This window comes from Microvirga pakistanensis (genome assembly GCF_004458765.1).
Lineage (GTDB): Bacteria > Pseudomonadota > Alphaproteobacteria > Rhizobiales > Beijerinckiaceae > Microvirga > Microvirga pakistanensis.
Window position 1 is genome coordinate 1 of sequence record NZ_SPJX01000640.1, and the last position, 19393, is coordinate 19393.

General features: G+C 61.1%; 13 protein-coding genes. 3 read left to right on the forward strand and 10 right to left on the reverse strand.

What is annotated here, in order from left to right; translation table 11 throughout:
• The 10 genes from E4K09_RS30495 to E4K09_RS24220 all read right to left on the reverse strand — a co-directional run.
• The coding region (locus tag E4K09_RS30495) for an NAD(P)/FAD-dependent oxidoreductase (protein WP_425293882.1) at positions 1-379 on the reverse strand (379 nt) is incomplete at both ends.
• Between the two features lie 113 nt (positions 380-492).
• Positions 493-1914, reverse strand: coding sequence for an FAD-binding oxidoreductase (locus tag E4K09_RS24180; RefSeq protein ID WP_134500203.1), 1422 nt, complete (start codon positions 1912-1914; stop codon positions 493-495).
• A 233-nt stretch (positions 1915-2147) separates the two neighbouring features.
• Positions 2148-3143, reverse strand: coding sequence for an ABC transporter permease (locus tag E4K09_RS24185; protein ID WP_134500204.1), 996 nt, complete (start codon positions 3141-3143; stop codon positions 2148-2150).
• 29 nt (positions 3144-3172) lie between these two features.
• Positions 3173-4699, reverse strand: coding sequence for a sugar ABC transporter ATP-binding protein (locus E4K09_RS24190; RefSeq protein ID WP_244610661.1), 1527 nt, complete (start codon positions 4697-4699; stop codon positions 3173-3175).
• A gap of 106 nt (positions 4700-4805) precedes the next feature.
• Positions 4806-5888, reverse strand: coding sequence for a sugar ABC transporter substrate-binding protein (locus tag E4K09_RS24195; RefSeq protein WP_134500205.1), 1083 nt, complete (start codon positions 5886-5888; stop codon positions 4806-4808).
• Positions 5889-6111: 223 nt separating this feature from the next.
• Positions 6112-6816, reverse strand: coding sequence for a ribose 5-phosphate isomerase A (rpiA, locus tag E4K09_RS24200; protein ID WP_134500206.1), 705 nt, complete (start codon positions 6814-6816; stop codon positions 6112-6114).
• Between the two features lie 78 nt (positions 6817-6894).
• A complete protein-coding gene (locus E4K09_RS24205) occupies positions 6895-7734 on the reverse strand; it encodes a MurR/RpiR family transcriptional regulator (RefSeq protein ID WP_134500207.1) in 840 nt (279 codons plus the stop codon).
• Between the two features lie 33 nt (positions 7735-7767).
• Entirely contained in the window at positions 7768-8511 is a 744-nt protein-coding gene (locus E4K09_RS24210; protein ID WP_244610662.1) for an HAD-IA family hydrolase, read from the reverse strand.
• Entirely contained in the window at positions 8498-10018 is a 1521-nt protein-coding gene (xylB, locus tag E4K09_RS24215) for a xylulokinase (RefSeq protein WP_134500208.1), read from the reverse strand. Before xylB ends, E4K09_RS24210 begins: the two co-directional genes overlap by 14 nt.
• A 2-nt stretch (positions 10019-10020) precedes the next feature.
• Positions 10021-11490: an aldehyde dehydrogenase family protein gene (locus E4K09_RS24220; RefSeq protein ID WP_134500209.1), complete on the reverse strand. Its 1470-nt coding sequence runs from the start codon at positions 11488-11490 to the stop codon at positions 10021-10023.
• A gap of 301 nt (positions 11491-11791) precedes the next feature.
• Here E4K09_RS24220 and E4K09_RS24225 point away from each other — a divergent pair, with 301 nt between their 5' ends.
• From E4K09_RS24225 to E4K09_RS24235, 3 genes are all read left to right on the forward strand, one after another.
• Positions 11792-12937, forward strand: coding sequence for a fumarylacetoacetate hydrolase family protein (locus tag E4K09_RS24225; protein ID WP_134500210.1), 1146 nt, complete (start codon positions 11792-11794; stop codon positions 12935-12937).
• A 176-nt stretch (positions 12938-13113) separates the two neighbouring features.
• Positions 13114-13866 carry an SDR family NAD(P)-dependent oxidoreductase gene (locus tag E4K09_RS24230; RefSeq protein WP_134500211.1) on the forward strand — a complete coding sequence of 251 codons (753 nt, stop codon included), beginning with the start codon at positions 13114-13116 and terminating at the stop codon, positions 13864-13866.
• A gap of 823 nt (positions 13867-14689) precedes the next feature.
• Entirely contained in the window at positions 14690-19150 is a 4461-nt protein-coding gene (locus tag E4K09_RS24235) for a beta strand repeat-containing protein (protein ID WP_244610663.1), read from the forward strand.
• The last annotated feature ends 243 nt before the right edge of the window (positions 19151-19393 follow it).

Genomic DNA, 19393 nt, shown 5'->3' on the forward strand with positions numbered 1-19393 from the left:
GGCATTGGGCTCGCCGTTGCGGCTGACGCCCATGTCGCCGGTGGCCACCCCCACCACCCGGCCGTCCTCGACCAGCACCTCGGAAGCCGGGAAGCCCGGATAGATCTCCACTCCCAGCTCCTCCGCCTTGCGGCCGAGATAGCGGGCCAGGTTGCCCAGCGAGCCCACGAAGTTGCCGTGGTTGTTCATGAGCTTGGGCATGAACACGTTGGGCAGGCGCACGCCGCCGGCATGGCCCAGATACATGAACTCGTCGGCGGTGACTTCCGTCTTGAGCGGCCGGTCGGGATCGGTGCGCCACTCGGGCAGGAGGCCGTCGAGCCCGATCGGGTCGATCACCGCGCCGGACAGAATGTGGGCGCCCACCTCCGAGCCTTTCNACGCGGATGGAAGACTATCGGTTTGGGTCATCATCATTAACAGGCAGCCTTGGCGCCGGAGACGGTGGGGAAGCAGGGAGGCGAGATATCTCCAACACGGAACCCAGCACCATCAGGGCACCAGGATTCGTCCGGGAGCGAGACATCCCGAGGGATCGAGAAGCTGCTTGATGGCCGTCATTAGCTCCCGTTGCGGCCCCTGCAACCGCATGTCGAGAGCGGCACGCTTCGACAGACCGATCCCGTGCTCTGCACTGATGCTGCCATCAAACGAATCCACAACCTCGTTCAACTTCTCGACGAGAAGAGGCAGGTGCGGCTGGAAGAAGGTCCCCGCCAAGCCTTCCGGCGGCAGCGCATTCACATGGACGTTGCCGTCACCCACATGGCCATAGCTCAGCACATTGAGCCCCGGAAGCTGCGTCGTGAGAACCTCGGTGACCTTGGCAATGAAGGCAGCCATGGACGAAATCGGAACGGAAACGTCCGACCGGAGATGAAGTCCGCGCCTCTGCTGCGCCTCGACCATCAGCTCCCGGATCCGCCAGAATGCCTTCGTCTGCGTATCGCTTTGGGCCATGAACCCGTCTGCCGCTAGGCCTCGTTCGAAGGCCATGGCCATCAGGTCCTCCACCCATCCCTTGAGGTCCGGACCGCCGCTCGACGAAATCTCCACGAGGGCGTGAGCCGGATACTGCGCCGTCTCCTTCGGGATGCCGGGGTGATCGTCGAGCTCGAATGCTAGCTCGAGGCAGGGGGCGGTGATCAGCTCGAAAGCCGACAGGAACTCGCCCGCCTCATGCTGAAACAAAGCGTAGAGATCCATGATCTGGTCCACGCTTTCGCAGCACAGCCACACGGTCTCGACGTGCTTGGGCTGCGGATAAAGCCTGAGCGTCGCGGCGGTGATAACCCCCAGCGTGCCTTCGGTTCCCACAAAGAGCTGCTTGAGGTCGAGGCCGGTGTTGTTCTTATGAAGGGCGCGCAGATCCGACAGGATGCGCCCATCGGGCAGAACCACCTCGAGGCCCAGGAGGGATCGGCGCATCATGCCGTAGCGCAGCACGTTGAGGCCACCCGCGTTCGTCGCGATGGTGCCGCCAACTTGGCAGCTTCCTTGCGCACCGAGGGCAAGCGGAAACAGAGCCGCCTGCGCGGCTGCGGCGTCCTTGACGTCCTGGAGGATGCATCCTGCCTCCACGGTCATGGTCATACCGAGAGGATCGACTGCCCGGATCCGGTTCATGCGCTCAAGGCTTAGCACGACCTGATCCGTGCGATCCGGTGTCCCGCCTCCAACCAGGCCGGTGTGCCCTCCTTGAGGGATAACGGACAGTCCCGCATCGCGACAGATGCGTAGCGCGCCCGCCACCTCATCGACGGTCGTTGGACGCAAGACCGCAGACGGAGCACAATGATAATCGCCGCTCCAATCGCGGGAGTAGCGCTCCGTGATGTCGGCCCCAACCAGCAGACCGGCGGGACCGAGCACATTCCGGAGGCGTGAGATCGTATCTTCCCCAATCGTCTTCATCGTACCTTTTCCACTTCCGGTCGAGGATTGTCGTAGCGAAGCCACCCAACGAGCCTTTAGGTGGGCCAGCACGCCGCACGGTTTCGCAACCCGTCGGACACATGGCCAGGAGGTCCGCAGGCTCGGACCGCATGATCAATCGTTTCCGCCAGGATAGACGTCGTGACGTCGATGGAATCCCAAACCTGCGCCTCGCAGCGCCATAGGTGGAGCCCCAAGCTTCGCTTCAAGCGTTATGCGAAATAGCGAACCCGGATCGCGTCAATGGCCACGGCGATGAAGATCATGAAGCCGCCGATCATCCCAACGTAGAAGGAGGGAACATTCGTAATGGCAAGCCCCACCTGAATCACCGTCAGAAGCAGGACGCCACCGAGAATTCCGGTCACATTCCCGCGGCCGCCGAACACGCTGACGCCGCCGATGATCGGGGCCGCGATGGCATAAAGCAGGTAGCTCGATCCCTGGTTCGAGGTGATCGCCATCTGCCACGAGGCCAGCAGGAAGCCCGCGACACCCGCGAGAAATCCCGAGATCGTGTAGGTCATGATCTTGATCCGGTCGACCCGGATGCCCGCAGAGTTCGATGCAGCGGGGTTTCCGCCGACTGCGTAGATGGAGCGACCGAAAACGGTCATGCGCAACATGACGCCGATCAGGACAAGTGAGAGGACAAAGATCAGCGGCATCACCGGCCATCCGGCAACCGAGGCTTGGCCGATCCAGACGTAGCCGTCGGACAGGTTGGTGAGCGTCTTTCCTTGGGTCAGGGCCAAAAGGGCGCCCTGCAGGATGATCATCATCGAAAGGGTCTGGATCAGTGAAACCATGCGCAGCTTCGTGATGCAAAGCCCATTGAAGAATCCGATCAGTGTGGCGACCGCGACACCGACCATCATGGCAGGGAACCAGGGCATATTCAGGTCCGAATAGGCGAGAGCGCCGATCGCCGACGAGAACCCGAGATTGGCGGGGATCGACAGGTCGATCTCTGCGACGAGGAGCGGCAGCGCCACGGCGAGGCCTAACATGCCTAGCACGGTCGCCTGCACCATGATGTTCTGCATGTTCATGACAGTAAGGAAGAACTCGTTGAAGAGCCCGAAGCCCACAACAAGTGCGAACAGCCAGATCCAAACGACATTGTGCAGGACCCAGCGGATGGTCTGGTGCAACTTGTCCCCTTTCCGGGCTGCCGATCCCTTGGCGGTCGAAACGATTGCAGTCATTGTCTTATCCCTAATACCGGCAATGCGCCTCAGGCCTGTGCCAGGTTGCGCAGATTGCCCGTCGTAATATCGTCGCCTGTGACGACTTCCTGAACGGACCCGTTGCGAAACACGAGGACCCGGTCGACGGCACGAACCAGTTCGTCCGTGTCGGTCGACACGATGATCACGCAAACGCCGGTTCTGCTGAGTTGATCGATGATGCGCAGCACATCCTGCTTGACCCCTATGTCGATGCCGCGAGTGGGCTCGTCCAGGATCAGCAGGCGCGGGTTGGTCGCCAGAACGCGACCGAGACAGACCTTCTGTTGATTGCCGCCGCTCAATGTATCGACCGGAACCGACGGGCTCGGCGCCTTGATTCCCATGCTGGCGAAGTAGTCGCCGCACAAGCGCGCTTCGCGCTTGGAATCGATGAAGCCCATCCATGACCTTTCATCCAGGGACGACAGGGCCACGTTCTCGGCTATCGAAAGATGCCCGACGACGCCGTCCTTCCGCCGATCGTCGGACAGATAGGCAATGCCGCGATCCAGCGCATCGCGCGGATGGGCAGGAAGCCTCTCGCCCGCGCCACCATCGAACGAAATCGTCCCTTCCCGAGCGGGCTGGAGCCCGAAGATCGTACGGGCGAGTTCCTTTGCTCCGGCTCCCGGAAGGCCCGTGAAACCAACCACGTCGCCGGCACGAAGTTCAAGGCTGTCGATCCGGACGTGGGGCGCTACGACGTTCCGCAACTGGACGGCAACCGGCACCTCGGCGGCGGTGCGACGGTCGCGCTGGAAGAGGTCCAGCCCACGCCCGAGCACGAGCTCGGACAATTGCTCCGATGTCAAAGACGCAACGTCGTCGGTACCGCCCGCCAGCGATCCGTCCCGCAGCACCGAAACCGCGTCGCAGATTTCGAGAATTTCCTCATTGTAGTGCGAGATGAAGATGAAGGTCACGCCCTTCTGCTTCAGCTGGCGCATGAAGTCGAATAACTGACGCCGGTCCGGCACCGTCAAAGCGGCCGTCGGCTCGTCCAGAATGATGACTTTACCACCCGAGAACATGGCACGCAGGATATTCAACTTGCGCCGAGCAACGGCATCGAGGGACCCCGCCCTCGCTTCGGGACTGATGTTCGATCCCTCCAGCATGCGGGCAGCGTCGGCCTTCAGCTTCTTCCAGCGCACGAAGCCGCTGCGCGACGGCCAGATTCCCAGCATCAGGTTCTCGGCTGCCGAGATATGATCAATGATCATCGGCTCCTGCGTGACGAGAAACACGCCTGCCTCTTCCATGGAACGTACGTCCGCATGGGAAATCTCGTGGCCGTCAAGACGGATCGTGCCGCTGGTCGGGCTCTTCTGACCAGATATGATGCCGACGAGGGTACTCTTGCCTGCTCCGTTTTCGCCAAGGAGACCGTGAATGGTGCCGCGGCGAATATCGATGCTGACGTTGCGAAGCGCGACGAACGAACCATAAGTCTTGCGAATGTTTTCCACGCGCAACACGATGTCCGCCGTGTCACGCCGGTTATCAACTGAGGCATTCATCTGAACGGGCATGACACTGAGTCCTCGCAGTGACCTCTTTGATCCCGCCCGAGCTCATTCGGGCATGCGTGAAGTGGCGCCCGGTTGCACGGGAGAGCGCAACCGGGCCAGCCCAGGATCAGGTGTAAGGTACGCCCCACTCCTTCTCGGCCACATGGCCCCAATGACGCTTGTCGGAAGCGTTTTCTCCGTTGATGACGAAGGGCGGGATGATCAGCGTAGGACCGGTCTTGCCGTCCACGATCTCGCCCTTTTCCCAGAAGTACTTTGCATTCTGGTAGGTGCCGAGCGGAACTTCGTTGCCCTTCATGGAATGCTTGGCGAGCATTTCCACTGCGATTTCACCATAGGCGATCGGATCCTGCGACACGCAGGCGTCCATGTAACCGTCCTGGATCCATTTGAGAGCCACGGGCTCGCCGTCGATCGTGACGAAGATCACGTGACCTTCCTCACCGGCCTTCTTCCAACGACCCTTTTGCTGCAGCGCCGTTGCGATGCCGCGAGCTGGCGAATCGCTCGGCGCGTGAACGGCGTCGAGATCGGGGTGCTCGGACAGGGTTCCCAGCGTCACGGAAAGCATCTGTTCGAGCTGACCTTCGCTCGGGCGAGCAATATAGGTAATCTCTGGATACTTGGCGAATTCGGCATCCATGCCTTCCTTGCGCTGGCGCCATGCAACGCTGGCCAGGGCGCCGTAGCAGTTGAGAACCTTGCCGCGTGGGCTCCCGTACTTCTTGGTCAGGCGATCGATGATCTCGCGCGCAGCCATGACGCCGCCCTCGCGGTTGTCGAAGCTGACGGTAATGGCCACCTTGCCGCCGTCAGCAGGCGTATCGATGATTGCCACCGGGATCTTCTGCTGGTTGTAGCGGCGGATCGCACTGACGATCGCCTGGCTGTCGATCGGATCGGAGACGAGAGCCGCCGGCTTCGAGAGCATCAGACTTTGCCACTGCTCAAGCTGCTTGGTGTTGTCGAAATTGGCATTCGTGGCTTGGAACGACCATTTGTTGGCTTCGACGGCCCGCTTTACGGCATGCTCCTCGATGACGAAGAAATAGTAATCCAGGCTCTTGTTGCTGAACGGCAGGAACACGCGATCCTGCGCAAATGCCGCACGCCCGGCGAGCGTGCTTGCTCCCAGTGCCAACCCGCTTGCGAGGATCTGTCGACGGTTCATTCTCGGATTGATGCTCATTCTATCCTCCCTAGAAAAATTTGATTGAGATAGTTTCACTACATGGGTCGGCGGCTTGTCAAGTCCAAGATCGCAGAGTGCCCGAGAAGTTGGTATCCTTTAGTATTATCAATTATTTATTCTTGGATACCAGCAGGAGCCGGACAATAGTGACCCTCAGTACCGCGCCGACGAACCGAAGGCGCGGTACGGCTAAAGGCGTACAGATTTAAGTTTTACTACATCAGCGCATGTGCACCTGGGATGTTCCATCGAAGCAGCCCACGACCATGCCGACAGACTCGCGCGTGAACAGCCCGTTCTCGACGACGCCCGGGATGCGGTTGAGCTCGATCTCGAGCGACACTGGGTTTCCAATGACGCCGCATTTGCAGTCGAGAATGAAGTTTCCACTGTCCGTCACCACCGGCTGGCCATCCCGCATCCGACGGTAGATCTCGGCCTGAATGCCGTGCTCTTTCAGCACGCGGTCCACCATTCGCTCGGTCTGCTTCCAGGCAAACTGCACAACCTCGACCGGCAGCGGAAATGCCCCGAGCGCATCCACGATCTTCGTTTCGTCGCAGATCGTGATCATCCGCTTGGAGGCGTGCGCGATGATCTTTTCCCAGAGCAGGCAGGCGCCCCCACCCTTGATCATGTGGAAATTGCGATCTATCTCGTCGGGTCCGTCGATCGTGAGGTCGATCTCTCCGATTTCATTGGGATCCGTTATGGCGATGCCGACCTCGCGGGCCACATCGATGGTCGACCGAGATGTCGTTGTGCAGGTGAGCTTCATCCCATCGGCAACGTATTTTCCGAGCTCCCGGACGAAGAAGTGCGAGGTGGTGCCGGAACCAAGACCAAGTTTCATGCCGTCCCGGACGAAGTCCTGAATCACGCGGCGTCCTGCAACTTTCTTTGCTTCATCCTGCTTCGTCGACATCTTCTTTCCTTACGTTGTATGAATTGGCGCCGGCGCTCGAGGAGCCGCGCCGACCGACGATCGCCCTGATGGACGACCTCAGATTTTATCAGTCAGCCAGGAATCCAGGGCTGGCAGCTGATCCGGGAACTCGCTTCCGCTTGAAACCGCGATGGCCGTCACAAGCATGTTGATGACGAGGTGGTGGTTGAGGCGCGAAGCAAGCGGCGTCATCAGTTCCGTCCGGTCATAGGGCAGAACGGCGACTAGGACGTCGGTCACGCGCGCAAGGGGACTTTCCGCAGCAGTGACCGATACGACGCGCGCGCCCCCGGCTCGGGCTGCGATCGCCAACTCCACCATCTGTTTGGTATGCCCCGACTGGGAGAAGATCAGAGCAACTTCGTTGGGCCGTGAGTTCTCGGCATGCATCCACTGCTTCTGCCGTCCCATGACCGCCGCGCAGCGCATTCCGAGACGCTGAAACTTGTGCTCCGCGTCGATGGCGGTGACCTCCGAGATGCCGCTGGCGTAGATCCCGATCCATGTGGCGCTTCGTAGAAGCTGCGCAGCGGCTTCGATCTGCTTGGGAACGAGATCCTCCAGCGCCCGCTGGATGGCGTTCAGCGAATTGCGGCAGGTCTTGCGCACGATGTTCTCGACGCTGTCGTTCGACACGATCTGCTCGTACGCGAAGGGAGCGGACGGCACCAGGCTTTGCGCCAGGTGCAGCTTGAAATCCTGATACCCTTCGAAGCCGAACCTGCGGCAGAACCGCATGATCGTTGGATCACTGACGGAGCAGCACTCCGCCAGCTTCGCCATGCTCATATGGATGACTTCACCTGGGCACGAGTTCACAAAGGCACCGATGCGCTGTTCTGCGGCTCCCATTGCGTCCATGTCCTGCAGAATTCGCTGCAGAAGACTCACCGCCATGAAGTATACTCCTCCCGATCCCTGCCCTCGTTGTCAGCGCCGATGGCCGAGGAGGTCGGTCAGCCGTTGAAGCCGCTGATGCGGTTCGACGGGAACGTCTCCCCCGCCCCCCCAGGGCACCACAAAAAAGGGCGCGTTGGCCGCCTCCGCAGTCTTTTTATCGACCTTCGTGTCGCCGATATAGGCCCAGGCGCCCGGCTCGAGCTCCATTCTTTCCACCACCGCAAGCAGGTGCCCGGGATCTGGCTTGCAAGCGGGTACAGCGTCGGCCCCCATCGCCACGTCGATGATCTCGTCGAGTTTGAGAATTCGCAGAATGTCGTGGGTCAGGGCATGGGGCTTGTTCGTACAGATTCCGAGGCGGATTCCAGCCTTGTGCAGCCTGTGCAGGTCCTCCTCGACGTGGTTGAAGAAGCGCGTCTTGCCGGCCGGGTTCCGGCGATAGTTCTCAATGTAGCACTGGACGGCATCGTCGACGGTTGCGTCGTCGGCGGGAAGATTCTTGTCGATGAAGATGTCGAGCAACAGCCGGCGCGGCCCATTGCCGATAAACTGCTCGACATAGGCGACGTCCAGTTCGGGCCAGCCGCGCTCGGCCATGTAGACATTGACCGCGGCTGCGATATCCGGCGCGCTATCGATCAACGTACCGTCCAGATCAAAGATGAGAGCCGAATACCGGTTCATGCGTAGCGCCGTTCCCTTGTTTGACTGATATCGTCCGTGTTGATGCAAGTCTCGCTGCGACAGCCCGTCCGGCAGGTCATCGATCGGCAAAGACGGGGTCGTTCAACGCACAGAAGCTCTCGCTCAATGCTGGATAGAGACCACGATAGATCGTGTGAGCCTTCCGATAGACCGCACCGGCTGCCCCATCGGCATGCTCGCGGGTGAGTTCGCGGATCGTGGCCGACGCCTCAACGACATCCTTCCACACGCCGACGCCGACGCCGGCGACCAAGGCGGCTCCGAAGGCGGCGCCCTCGGCGGCACCCTCCGTCGTCACGACGTCGCAATCGAACAGGTCGGCCTGGATCTGGCGCCATAGCGCGGATCTCGCGCCGCCGCCTGAGGCCTTGATCAACCGACCTGAGATCCCCATCGGCTGCATCAGCGTCCGCATGTCGTAGAAGGCATGCACCACACCTTCCATAACGCCGCGGGCCAGGTCACCCGCCGTATGCCGTGCCGTGAGCCCGACGAAGGCGCCGCGCGCGTCGGGATCGGGGTGCGGGCAGCGTTCGCCGTTCAGGTAGGGGAGGAACAGCAGTCCTCGAGCGCCGGGCTGGCTCGTTTCCGCGGCTGCGACCACCGTGTCGAAGTCGAGCGCATCATGCCCCAATCCCCGCATGACGGATCGGAACCAGCCCATGGCGCCGCCGGCATTCAGCGACACGCCCATGGCATGCCATTTGGACGGGCCGACATTGCAGAACATTTGAATGCGCCCGTCCGGGCTCGGCGAAGGCGCGTCCAATGCCGCAGCGAGGATCCCAGCGGTGCCGATGGTGGTTTGAAGCTCGCCGGGAGAGATCACGCCCGAGCCGATCGTCTGAATCACGCTGTCGCCGCCGCCGCCGGCCACGGGAGTTCCGGGCGGCAACCCGAACAGGGCAGCACCAGAGGCGCTCACGCGACCGCTGATCTCGTGGGATTCGAAACAGGGCGGCAGCAGGGCCGGATCAATCCCGACCCGTTCGATCAGGCTCGAGGCCCAGCTACGCTTCATGGTGTTGAAAAGACCGGTTCCGGATGCATCCGACACCTCTGTGGCCACTTCCCCGGTCAGGACAAGCCGAAGATAGTCCTTAGGGTTGAGAACGTAGCGCAGCCGCCGGTAGAGGTCCGGCTCGTGCCTTTGCATCCAGAGGATTTTGCCGCCGGTGTATCCAACCAGCATGCGGTTGCCGGTCTGCGCCAGAAGGGCCTGCAGCCCGCCTGCCTGCTCGGTGATGTCGGCCGCCTCGGCAGCATTGCGCTGGTCATTCCACAGGATGGCCGGCCGCAGCACCTGCCTGTCCTGGTCGAGCGGCGTCAACCCGTGCATCTGCCCGGACAGGCCGATGCAGAGAAGCTCGGAATCCGGGCACTGCCGCATGACCGCCGTCACCGCTTCGCGAGCGCCGTCGACCCAGGACTGCGGATCCTGTTCCGTCCAGCCGGGGCGTGGCTGCGCCAGGCCATAATGCGCCGTATGGGCGGCCAGAACCTCTCCGTCCGTGCTGATCAGCAAGGCCTTGCAGCCGGATGTTCCGATATCGATGCCAAGAAGCGCGGACGGCATGGCTAGGCTCCGACCCCGTGATAGAGCCGGACATGCTTGAAGTTGAAGTACTCCAGCAGTCCCTCGCGACCGTGCTCATAGCCGACTCCGCTCTGCTTGCGGCCGCCATATGGGGCATTCATGATGCCTGCGTCGACATTGTTGATGGCCACATTGCCGAAGTCGAGGTCCGTCGACAGCCGGTAGATCTCCTGCAGATCGCGTGCGTAAACATAGGATGCCAAGCCATACGAGGTGTCATTCGCCAGCGAGACGGCCTCGTCGAGATCATCGAATGGCGCTACGCCGACCAGCGGGCCGAACGTTTCCTCGGTCATCACCTTCATGGCATGCGTGCAATCGGCAACGACGGTCGGGCGGAAGAAGAAGCCGTGCGCGAATTCCTTACCCTCTGGCGCTCCGCCCCCGGCGACGAGGCGCGCACCCTTGTCGAGCGCATCGGCAAGATGGTCGCGCATCTTGGCCAACGGCTCGGCCGAGGCCATCGAGCCCACGTCGGCATCCGGACGCGAGAGCCCGTCGCCGACGGTCAGTGCATCCGTGGCCTTGGCGAATTTTTCGAGGAACACGTCATAGATCGGGCGCGCCACATAGATGCGGTTGATGGCGATGCAAATCTGCCCCATGTTGCGGAAGGAGCGGCGCGTGGCGCCTTTGACGGCGGCATCCAGATCGGCGCTTGCCGTTACGACCAGCGGGCAGTTGCCGCCCAGCTCGAGCGACAGACGCTTGATGCTTGGGCACGAGCGCTGGATCTGCAATCCCACGGCGTTGGAACCGGTGAAGGCAATCTTATCCACATCCGGGTGCTCCACCAGAGCTTGGCCGACGATCGAACCCTTTCCGGTCAGAACGTTGACGACGCCGGCCGGGATTCCCGCCTCGGCGACCTTTTCGGCAATCGCGAGCGCGGTAAAGGGTGTGAGCTCGGCCGGCTTGATGATGATCGCACATCCTGCGGCCACGCTGGCGCAAAGCTTCCAGCCGATCAATTCCGCAGGGTAGTTCCACGGCGTGATCGCACCCACGACCCCGATCGGTTCACGGACCACCTGACTCTGGAAGCCGTTCTGATCGTTCGGTACGATCTCGCCGAGAATGCGAACTGCTTCCTCGCCATAGAAATGGCAGGCTTCGGCGAGCTTCAGAATTTCGCCCTTGGCCTCGTTGAGCGGCTTTCCCTGCTCCATCGTCATGATCTCGGCCATGCGGCCCGCGTCGGCTGCGATCAGGTCGCCCAGCTTGTGCAGGGCCTGCGCGCGAACTTTCGCCGGAACACGCGACCAAGACCGGAACGCCTTGCGCGCGGCCGCCACGGCTTGGTCGATCTCATCCGGCGTCGCGCCCGCGATCTCGCCGATCACCTGGTCGCGCGCAGGATTCTTGACGCTCATGCGCGCCCCGGAACCTTCGACAAAGCGTCCCGCGATGAACAGAGCTCCGTTGAATCGGGACACTATCGCTTCAGACATTGGCTCTCCGCATCGTTTCCACATCGTACGTCCGCCTCTACGGCCACGGCAGGCAGAATATAGCAATACTACATAAGTGCAAGCTCACAAAAGAGAAAACCGAAAGAGCTGGCCTTACTCTCCTGACGAACTAGAAAAGTGTTGTCCGGCAGAGACTTAGAACGATGACACGGCACCTATCGTATCAAAATCGCGGGGCGTATCGAACATTTCCCGCTCTCATTCCAGTTTGGCGTAGCTTTGCGTCTTGACGACCGGGAAGGCATTAACGTAGTTTTGCTACGCATACACGGATCGTAGAATGCTTCCCGTATCCCACGAACGCGCCCGGCTCGTTGGCCGCGTATGGCGCTCAGATATCTCAGCTCCCTCGGTGGTGATCGTTCGCGACGCCCAGGTGATCGATGTTACGCCCTCGGTTTCATCGATGGCCGATTTCCTCGACGAGGATCCGGCAGGCCGCTTCGACACGCTCGACGGCGAGGTTCTCGGCACGCCTGATGATCTCGTTCTTGCACCCGAGGAGATGGGGGTCCGCGCCACGCGTCATTGCCTGCTCGCCCCCTGCGACTTCCAGGCTCTCAAGGCCTGCGGCGTCACGTTCGCACAGAGCATGATCGAGCGCGTGATCGATGAGCGCACCCTGGGAGATCCGGCTAGGGCCGATGAGATCCGCCGGCGGATCGGCGACTTGATCGGCGGCAGCCTGTCCAATATCCGGGCCGGCTCGGAAGAGGCCGCGCGCGTGAAGGCGGCGCTCGAAGGCGAAGGCCTGTGGTCGCAGTATCTTGAGGTCGGGATCGGACCGGACGCGGAGGTTTTCACTAAGTCGCAGCCGATGTCCGCTGTCGGCCACGGCGCTCAGGTCGGCGTCAACCGAATCTCGAAATGGAACAACCCTGAACCGGAGATCGTGCTCGCCGTCGACAGCCGGGGCAAGATCTGCGGCGCGACGCTCGGAAACGATGTCAACCTGCGGGATGTGGAAGGCCGTTCGGCCCTGCTTCTGGGCAAGGCCAAGGACAACAACGCCTCCTGCGCCATCGGTCCGTTCATTCGCCTGTTCGATGAGGATTTCACGATCGAAGACATTGAGAACGCAACGCTGACCATGTCGGTCACGGGCACGGACCGCTTCGAGATGTCCAGCACCTCGAACATGGCGGATATCAGCCGCAAGCCGATCGAGCTCGTCGCCCAGACGATCAACGCCTCCCACCAATACCCCGACGGCTTCATGCTGTTCCTCGGCACCATGTTCGCTCCCACGAAGGACCGCGCGGAAAAGGGCAGCGGCTTCACGCACATGGAAGGGGACGTCGTGGAGATCTCCACGCCCATGCTGGGCACGCTGCGCAATACGGTGACGACCTCCGACAAGGCCCGCCCGTGGGATTACGGCGTTCGGGCTCTCGTTCGCGACATGGCCCGACGAGGGCTGCTGTGAGCGGGAAGAACCGCAGGTGTTTCCGTCGCCGGCACGGCCCACCGTAGCCCGCACGGCTACCGGGCAAGGTCCGCCGCCTTCGCCAAGCTCCCGCCGAGCCTCGTGAAGCGGACAGAGCCCAGGACACGAGGCGGATACTCGGCCGGCCCCCCTTTCATCCAGATCCAGAGAAAGTCATGTCCTATCGCGCGAAATTAGATCTGAGCGGACGCGTCGCCCTCGTGACTGGCGCCGGTCAGGGAATCGGAGCGGCCTGTGCGCAGGCTCTCGCCGAGACCGGAGCGACGGTCATCTGCACCGACATCGACCTTGCGAGGGCGCAGGGCGTCGCGAAATCCATCGGCGGCTCGGCGCAGGCGGAGCAGCTTGATGTGACCAACAGCGCACGGCTCCGCGCTTTGGCCGAAACATTGCCGCCCCTGGACATCCTCGTCTGCAATGCGGGCGTCGTCAGCAATGTTCCGGCGGAAGACATGACCGACGAACAGTGGGACCGGGTCATCGAAGTGAACCTGACCGGGGTGTTCCGGACCTGTCGTACATTCGGGCGGCGCATGCTGGAACGGGGCAAGGGGTCCATCATCAATATCGGCTCGATGTCGGCCCACATCGTCAACGTTCCGCAGCCTCAGTGCCACTACAATGCCTCGAAGGCAGGCGTCCATCATCTGACTCGCTCGCTCGCGGTCGAATGGGCCGCGAGAGGTGTGCGGGTCAACGCGGTGGCACCGACCTATATCGAGACGCCGCTCCTGCACGGCCTGGAAAGCCAGCCTCACCTCAAGGAGCGCTGGCTCGATCTGACGCCGGCCGGTCGCATGGGCAAGCCGGAGGAGATCGCCTCCATCGTCCAGTTCCTGGCCTCCGACGCGTCGAGCCTCATGACGGGGTCGATCGTCACGGCGGATGCGGGCTACACCAGCATCTAGAGCATCGTGCGGATCCAGAGGGCCGCGTCAGCGAAAAGTGGGTTCGTTTTTCCGCGCGAACGATGCTCTCATTGAAGAAGGAAAGCATCGGACCCAACAGCGCGGGTCCAGTTTTGACCCGATGCTTTAGTGACTCTTGCTCTTCGCCTGCGTCGACAGCGGGCGACATGACCGCCGGCTCTGCGGCAAAATTTTATTTGTCGTGGAGCATTGGCCGTCGCAGCAAAGGAGCCGTGAGAGCATAGGACGCCGAAGCCCAAGGAGAGATTGCGCAACGATCACCGAGACGGGATCAGCAAAACCAGCTTTGCGATAAGCTCTCCAAGCCCGAGGCTCTGAACTTGACCCGATGCGCGAACTCCGATCCGAGCCCGCGGCATGTGAACCGCATCGACGGCCGCCCTGTGTCAAACCCTGACCAAGCGCTGCACCGATTCCGAATAGTGTTCTTGCGCTTTCCCAGCCTTCCAGACATGTCGCCAACTCGATAGTCACTCCCCTGGCCTAGGGAGGCCACGCTGTCCGGCTGCTGCGGGATCAGCGGCTTAGCGCCACCATCATGACCACACCGGCGCCTGAAGACGCAACTGCCTCAACGTTGCGACGGGATCCAAACAGTCACGTGTCACTGCCACAGCCGAGAATCCATTCAGACACAGAGTCACATTTCAACTTTACGGCAGCATTGATCGTCCGAAGGTGAATAATCGATTTTACGATGAATGTGCTTGAAGAAGGGAGAGGGATAACGACGCAGATCTTGAAGATACCTCTCGGGTGTGCTTTGACACAATCTGGCCACAGTTCCAACCCCGAGTTCAGAATGTCCCTTTACTATACCGATCCCAACGGTACCTCTTGGTCGATCAACTACGACGGATCAATCCGCGCCAACAATGGATCATCCCTCCATGATACCGGCGCGAGTCTCACAGTTTCCGCTGTCTCGGGCAGCACTCGGACGCCGATCTCCCTGAGCTATGGCACGCCAACAACGACGGCGACCTCTCATTCTGTAACGGCAACGGGTTCCGGTATCTCGGTGAACCGCCAGGCTCAGGTGCTCTCCGACGGTGCCGGTTTCTATTTCCTGCGGGTTGTGGAGACCCTCACCAACGTCGCGTCCTCCACCCAAACGCTCGCGGTCAATCTCACTGACAATCTCTATGCTGACAGTGCCGCCACCCTGACAGGCACCTCAAGCGGTGACGCCACTTACTCGAGCACCGATGATTGGTACATGACCAGTTCGTCGGCTTCATCGTATCCCCAGATTGCCCACATCGTCTCTGGGGGCGCTGCCGGACCGGCGGTGACATCCCGGTCGGCGACGGATCGATTCGAGAGCGGATACAACTTAACATTGGCCGCCGGTCAGTCAGCGACGATTGTTCACTTCTATGTCGTTGGCGATGTCGAGTCCGAAGTTCGGACGCAGGCCACACGTCTGACCAAGTTGCCGTCCTATGCTCTTGCAGGGCTCAGCACCACGCAACTCGCGGAAATCACGAACTATCCCGTTGATGTCACAAGCGGGTCGAGCACTGTTCTTGCGGATTACCAGCTCAAGCTCACACTGACCGGAACGAACAATATCAACGGAACCGGCAACGGGCTCGACAACACGCTCATCGGCAATTCGGGCGCGAATACCCTGACCGGTCTCGGTGGCGATGACTACCTCGATGGCAAGGCCGGTGCCGATAGCCTGGTCGGAGGCGCCGGCAACGACACCTACGTGGTCGACAATGCAGGCGATGTCGTCGTTGAGGCGAACAATGCGGGAACCGACACAATTCTATCGAGCCGTAACTTCGCCCTCCATACAGGAGCCCTCGTCTATGTGGAGAACCTGACGCTTACAGGTTCGGCAATCACGGCCAAGGGCAACGCTTCCGCTAATGTGCTAACCGGCAACGCCGCGAACAACGCCCTGATCGGGCTTGAAGGAAACGACACGCTCGATGGAAAATCGGGCGATGACACGATGACCGGGGGCGTCGGCAACGACACCTATGTCGTCGACAGCCGCGGCGATGTCGTGACGGAGATCACCGGCGAGGGGACTGACACCGTCAATTCTGCGGTCTCCGGCTATGCCCTCGGAGCCAACCTCGAGAACCTGACCCTGATCGGCTCAGCCACGAGCGGCACAGGCAACAATTCCAACAATGTACTGACGGGCAATTCCCTCACGAACACCCTGACCGGACTTGGCGGCAACGACACCTACGTCGTCGATTCAGAGAAGGACGTTGTGGTCGAGGGAGCCAATCAGGGGACCGACACCGTCGTTTCGTCTGCCGCCAGCTATACCTTGCGGACGAATGTCGAGAACCTAACCCTTGCCGAAAAGAGCCCGGCGTGGCGCGGCATCGGCAATGCGGCGGCGAACGTGCTGACCGGCAACAGCGGCAACAACACTCTGGATGGCAAGGCTGGTGCCGATACCCTGAAAGGCGGCGCAGGTAGCGACGTCTACGTCGTCGACAATAGCGGCGATTCGGTAATCGAGGCCGCTGGAAAGGGAGTCGACACTGTTCAGACCTCCCTCTCTTCATATACGCTCGGAGCCAATGTCGAGAACGGAGTTCAACTTAAAGGCGGCGTCACTCTCAAAGGCAACAGCCTCAACAATACCCTAGCCGGCAACAATGTCGCCAATGCGCTTCACGGCTATGACGGAAACGATACACTTAACGGAGGCGGCGGCAACGACACTCTCAGCGGAGGCGCTGGTAACGATCTTCTCGTCGGCGATGCGGGTGCGCCCGAAAGTATTGTAGCCAGCGGCCGCGGACAAATCGGCGGCGTCGATCTCGTCCTCAACGTGTCCGCGCCCGAGATTGCCAACCGTAGCGTGACTCTCTCGGGCAGTATCAGTACTCTCGATCTCACGGAGGCGCCGCTCAATATCGTCTATGTCATTGACCGTTCCGGCAGCATGACTGACACATTCAGCGGTGAGACCGACGTGGGTGATCGCAACGGCGACGGCTACAGCAATACGACGCTCGATGCCGCGATTGCATCGTTCGAGCGGCTGAACCAGTCACTGAGTGACGCAGGCCTAGGCGCCAATGTCCGCCTTGCGCTGGTGCCCTTCGAGTCGAGTGCTTCCGTAAGCTACACCGGCAGCCCCGTTGCCGATTCCAACGGCAATGGAGTTGCCGATGTTATCGAAGCACTGCGGAACCTGCGTGTTGCCGGCTCGACCAATTACACCGCCGCATTGGAGCAGACACTTTCATTTCTTGAGGGACAAGGGACAGGGCGCAATCTGGTCTTCTTTGTCTCCGATGGCGCCCCTGATAACCGGGACTACGAGACCTCGATCCTGCCGGCACTTCGGGCCACGGGACAAGGCGGCACGCTGATCAGAGCCATTGGAACCGGTGCAGGTGCCGACGAGGAGGTTCTCGATCTTCTGGACGACGGTCTGTCAAACGACAGCGCCGAGATTGTGCTCAATCCGAAGGATCTGGATGCCGGTCTGACCAACGCTCTGGTGAGCGTCCGTGATGGTGCTTGGATCGAGATCTATCGTAACGACCAACTCGTTGAGGTTCTTGGGAGCGATAGCTTCACCGTATCGCCGTTCGGCCTCAGCTTTAGGACGCCCCCGCTCGCCCTGAGCGCCTCGGGTTCCGACACGTTCAAGGCAGTCCTTGTCACTTCGGACGCTACGGGACGCACGATCTCAACGTCGATCCCAGTCTCAGCAGGCACCTTTACCTCGAATGACACTCTCGACGGCGGCGAGGGCGACGATACGCTCGATGGCGGTGTTGGTGCCGATCGGATGACCGGCGGTCATGGGAACGATACCTTCGTTGTCGACAACACTAAGGATGTTGTGGTCGAGGCGGCGGCTTCCGGAACCGACACCGTCGTCAGCAGGCTGTCCACCTATACCCTGGCAGCCAATGTCGAAAACCTCACACTGGCAGGAAGCGCCGTCACCGGAACCGGCAACGATCTCGCCAACGCGATCATCGGCAGCGAGCGGCACAACAAGCTCGCGGGCGCCGCAGGCAACGACAGCCTATCGGGTGGTCTGGGCAACGATACCCTTGATGGCGGAACCGGGAACGACACGATGACGGGCGGAGCCGGAAACGACACGTACTATGTCGACTCGACCTATGACTATGTCAGCGAGAACAGCAATGAGGGCATCGATACGGTTTACTCGTCATTCAGCTCCACCCTCGGGGGCTACGTGAGCGGCTCGTCCGTCAGCGAATACTTTTATAATATCGAGAACCTGCGATTGACGGCAGGTTCCGCGGCGATCGTCGGGATCGGCAACGATGGCGGGAACTACATTGCGGGCAATGCCAACGCCAATCAATTGTTCGGTCTCCTCGGCGACGACACCTTGATTGGAGGAGCCGGAGCCGACCGGATGGACGGAGGAGCCGGTAACGACACGTTCTATGTCCAGGACGCTGGGGACATCATCATCGATGCTTCCGGAAATGATACTGTCATCAGCTCGCTCGCGTCCTATACCCTTGGCGCAGGCATCGAAAACCTCACTCTTGCTGCAACGTCGGTTGCGTTAAGTGCCAAGGGCAACAGTGCGGCCAACGTGATCATGGGGAACGCCTACGCCAACACGATCAACGGCGGGGGCGGAGCCGACACGATGTCGGGCGGCGCTGGCAACGATACGTATTACGTCGACAGCATCGGGGACAAGATCGTCGAGGCCGCAACGGGAGGAACCGACCGTGTAATCGCCTCCACCAGCTTTAAGCTGGCCGATAACGTGGAGAACCTGACTCTGTCAGGCTCGGGCGGCTTCGGCGCGGCGGGGAACAACGGCGCGAACGTCATCGTCGGGAACGCCGGTGGCAACCGTATGCTGGGCTTAGGCGGGAACGACGTTCTGGATGGAGCTGCGGGCAATGACACGGTCTTCGGCGGCACCGGCAAGGATGTGCTCACGGGTGGAGCGGGTAAGGACGCATTCGTGTTCGACACACCGCTCAGCGCAACCGGCAATGTGGACGGCATCACCGACTTCATTGCGGTGGATGACACCATCTGGCTGGAGAATGCCGTGTTCACTGGCCTGACGACCACCGGGACATTGAGCACCGGTGCTCTGCAGTTCGGTACGGTCGCCACACAGGCGGATGATCGCATCGTGTACGACAAGGCATCGGGCAATTTGTACTATGACCAGGATGGCTCTGGTACAGCCTACAAAGGCGTCCTCTTTGCCAAGCTCACGACCAAACCGACCCTCACCAATGCCGATTTTCTGGTGATCTGATCCATTAGAAGCGGCGGGCGCCCTGGATCCACATCCGGGCGCCCTTCCGGCATGACCAACGATCTTGCTGTTCGTGATACGAGGCTGCTCCACTGGGCAGCCGCTTTTGTTCATTCTGTGGGATTGGGACCCCTGCCCTGTGCTCTGAGGGTACCCATTTCAGGTTCGGCGAGTGGCGCCCCCTTGCTGCTGCTCAGAGAGCTCCGTTCAGTGCACACAGGCGGCCCGAACGGACCCGCTTCA

What these genes read in the sequence shown, in the direction of transcription:
- E4K09_RS24180 (WP_134500203.1), bottom strand. Translation starts at nt 1,914, where the DNA reads ATGAAGACGATTGGGGAAGATACGATCTCACGCCTCCGGAATGTGCTC.
- E4K09_RS24185 (WP_134500204.1), bottom strand. Translation starts at nt 3,143, where the DNA reads ATGACTGCAATCGTTTCGACCGCCAAGGGATCGGCAGCCCGGAAAGGG.
- E4K09_RS24190 (WP_244610661.1), bottom strand. Translation starts at nt 4,699, where the DNA reads ATGCCCGTTCAGATGAATGCCTCAGTTGATAACCGGCGTGACACGGCG.
- E4K09_RS24195 (WP_134500205.1), bottom strand. Translation starts at nt 5,888, where the DNA reads ATGAGCATCAATCCGAGAATGAACCGTCGACAGATCCTCGCAAGCGGG.
- rpiA (WP_134500206.1), bottom strand. Translation starts at nt 6,816, where the DNA reads ATGTCGACGAAGCAGGATGAAGCAAAGAAAGTTGCAGGACGCCGCGTG.
- E4K09_RS24205 (WP_134500207.1), bottom strand. Translation starts at nt 7,734, where the DNA reads ATGGCGGTGAGTCTTCTGCAGCGAATTCTGCAGGACATGGACGCAATG.
- xylB (WP_134500208.1), bottom strand. Translation starts at nt 10,018, where the DNA reads ATGCCGTCCGCGCTTCTTGGCATCGATATCGGAACATCCGGCTGCAAG.
- E4K09_RS24220 (WP_134500209.1), bottom strand. Translation starts at nt 11,490, where the DNA reads ATGTCTGAAGCGATAGTGTCCCGATTCAACGGAGCTCTGTTCATCGCG.
- E4K09_RS24225 (WP_134500210.1), top strand. Translation starts at nt 11,792, where the DNA reads ATGCTTCCCGTATCCCACGAACGCGCCCGGCTCGTTGGCCGCGTATGG.
- E4K09_RS24230 (WP_134500211.1), top strand. Translation starts at nt 13,114, where the DNA reads ATGTCCTATCGCGCGAAATTAGATCTGAGCGGACGCGTCGCCCTCGTG.
- E4K09_RS24235 (WP_244610663.1), top strand. Translation starts at nt 14,690, where the DNA reads ATGTCCCTTTACTATACCGATCCCAACGGTACCTCTTGGTCGATCAAC.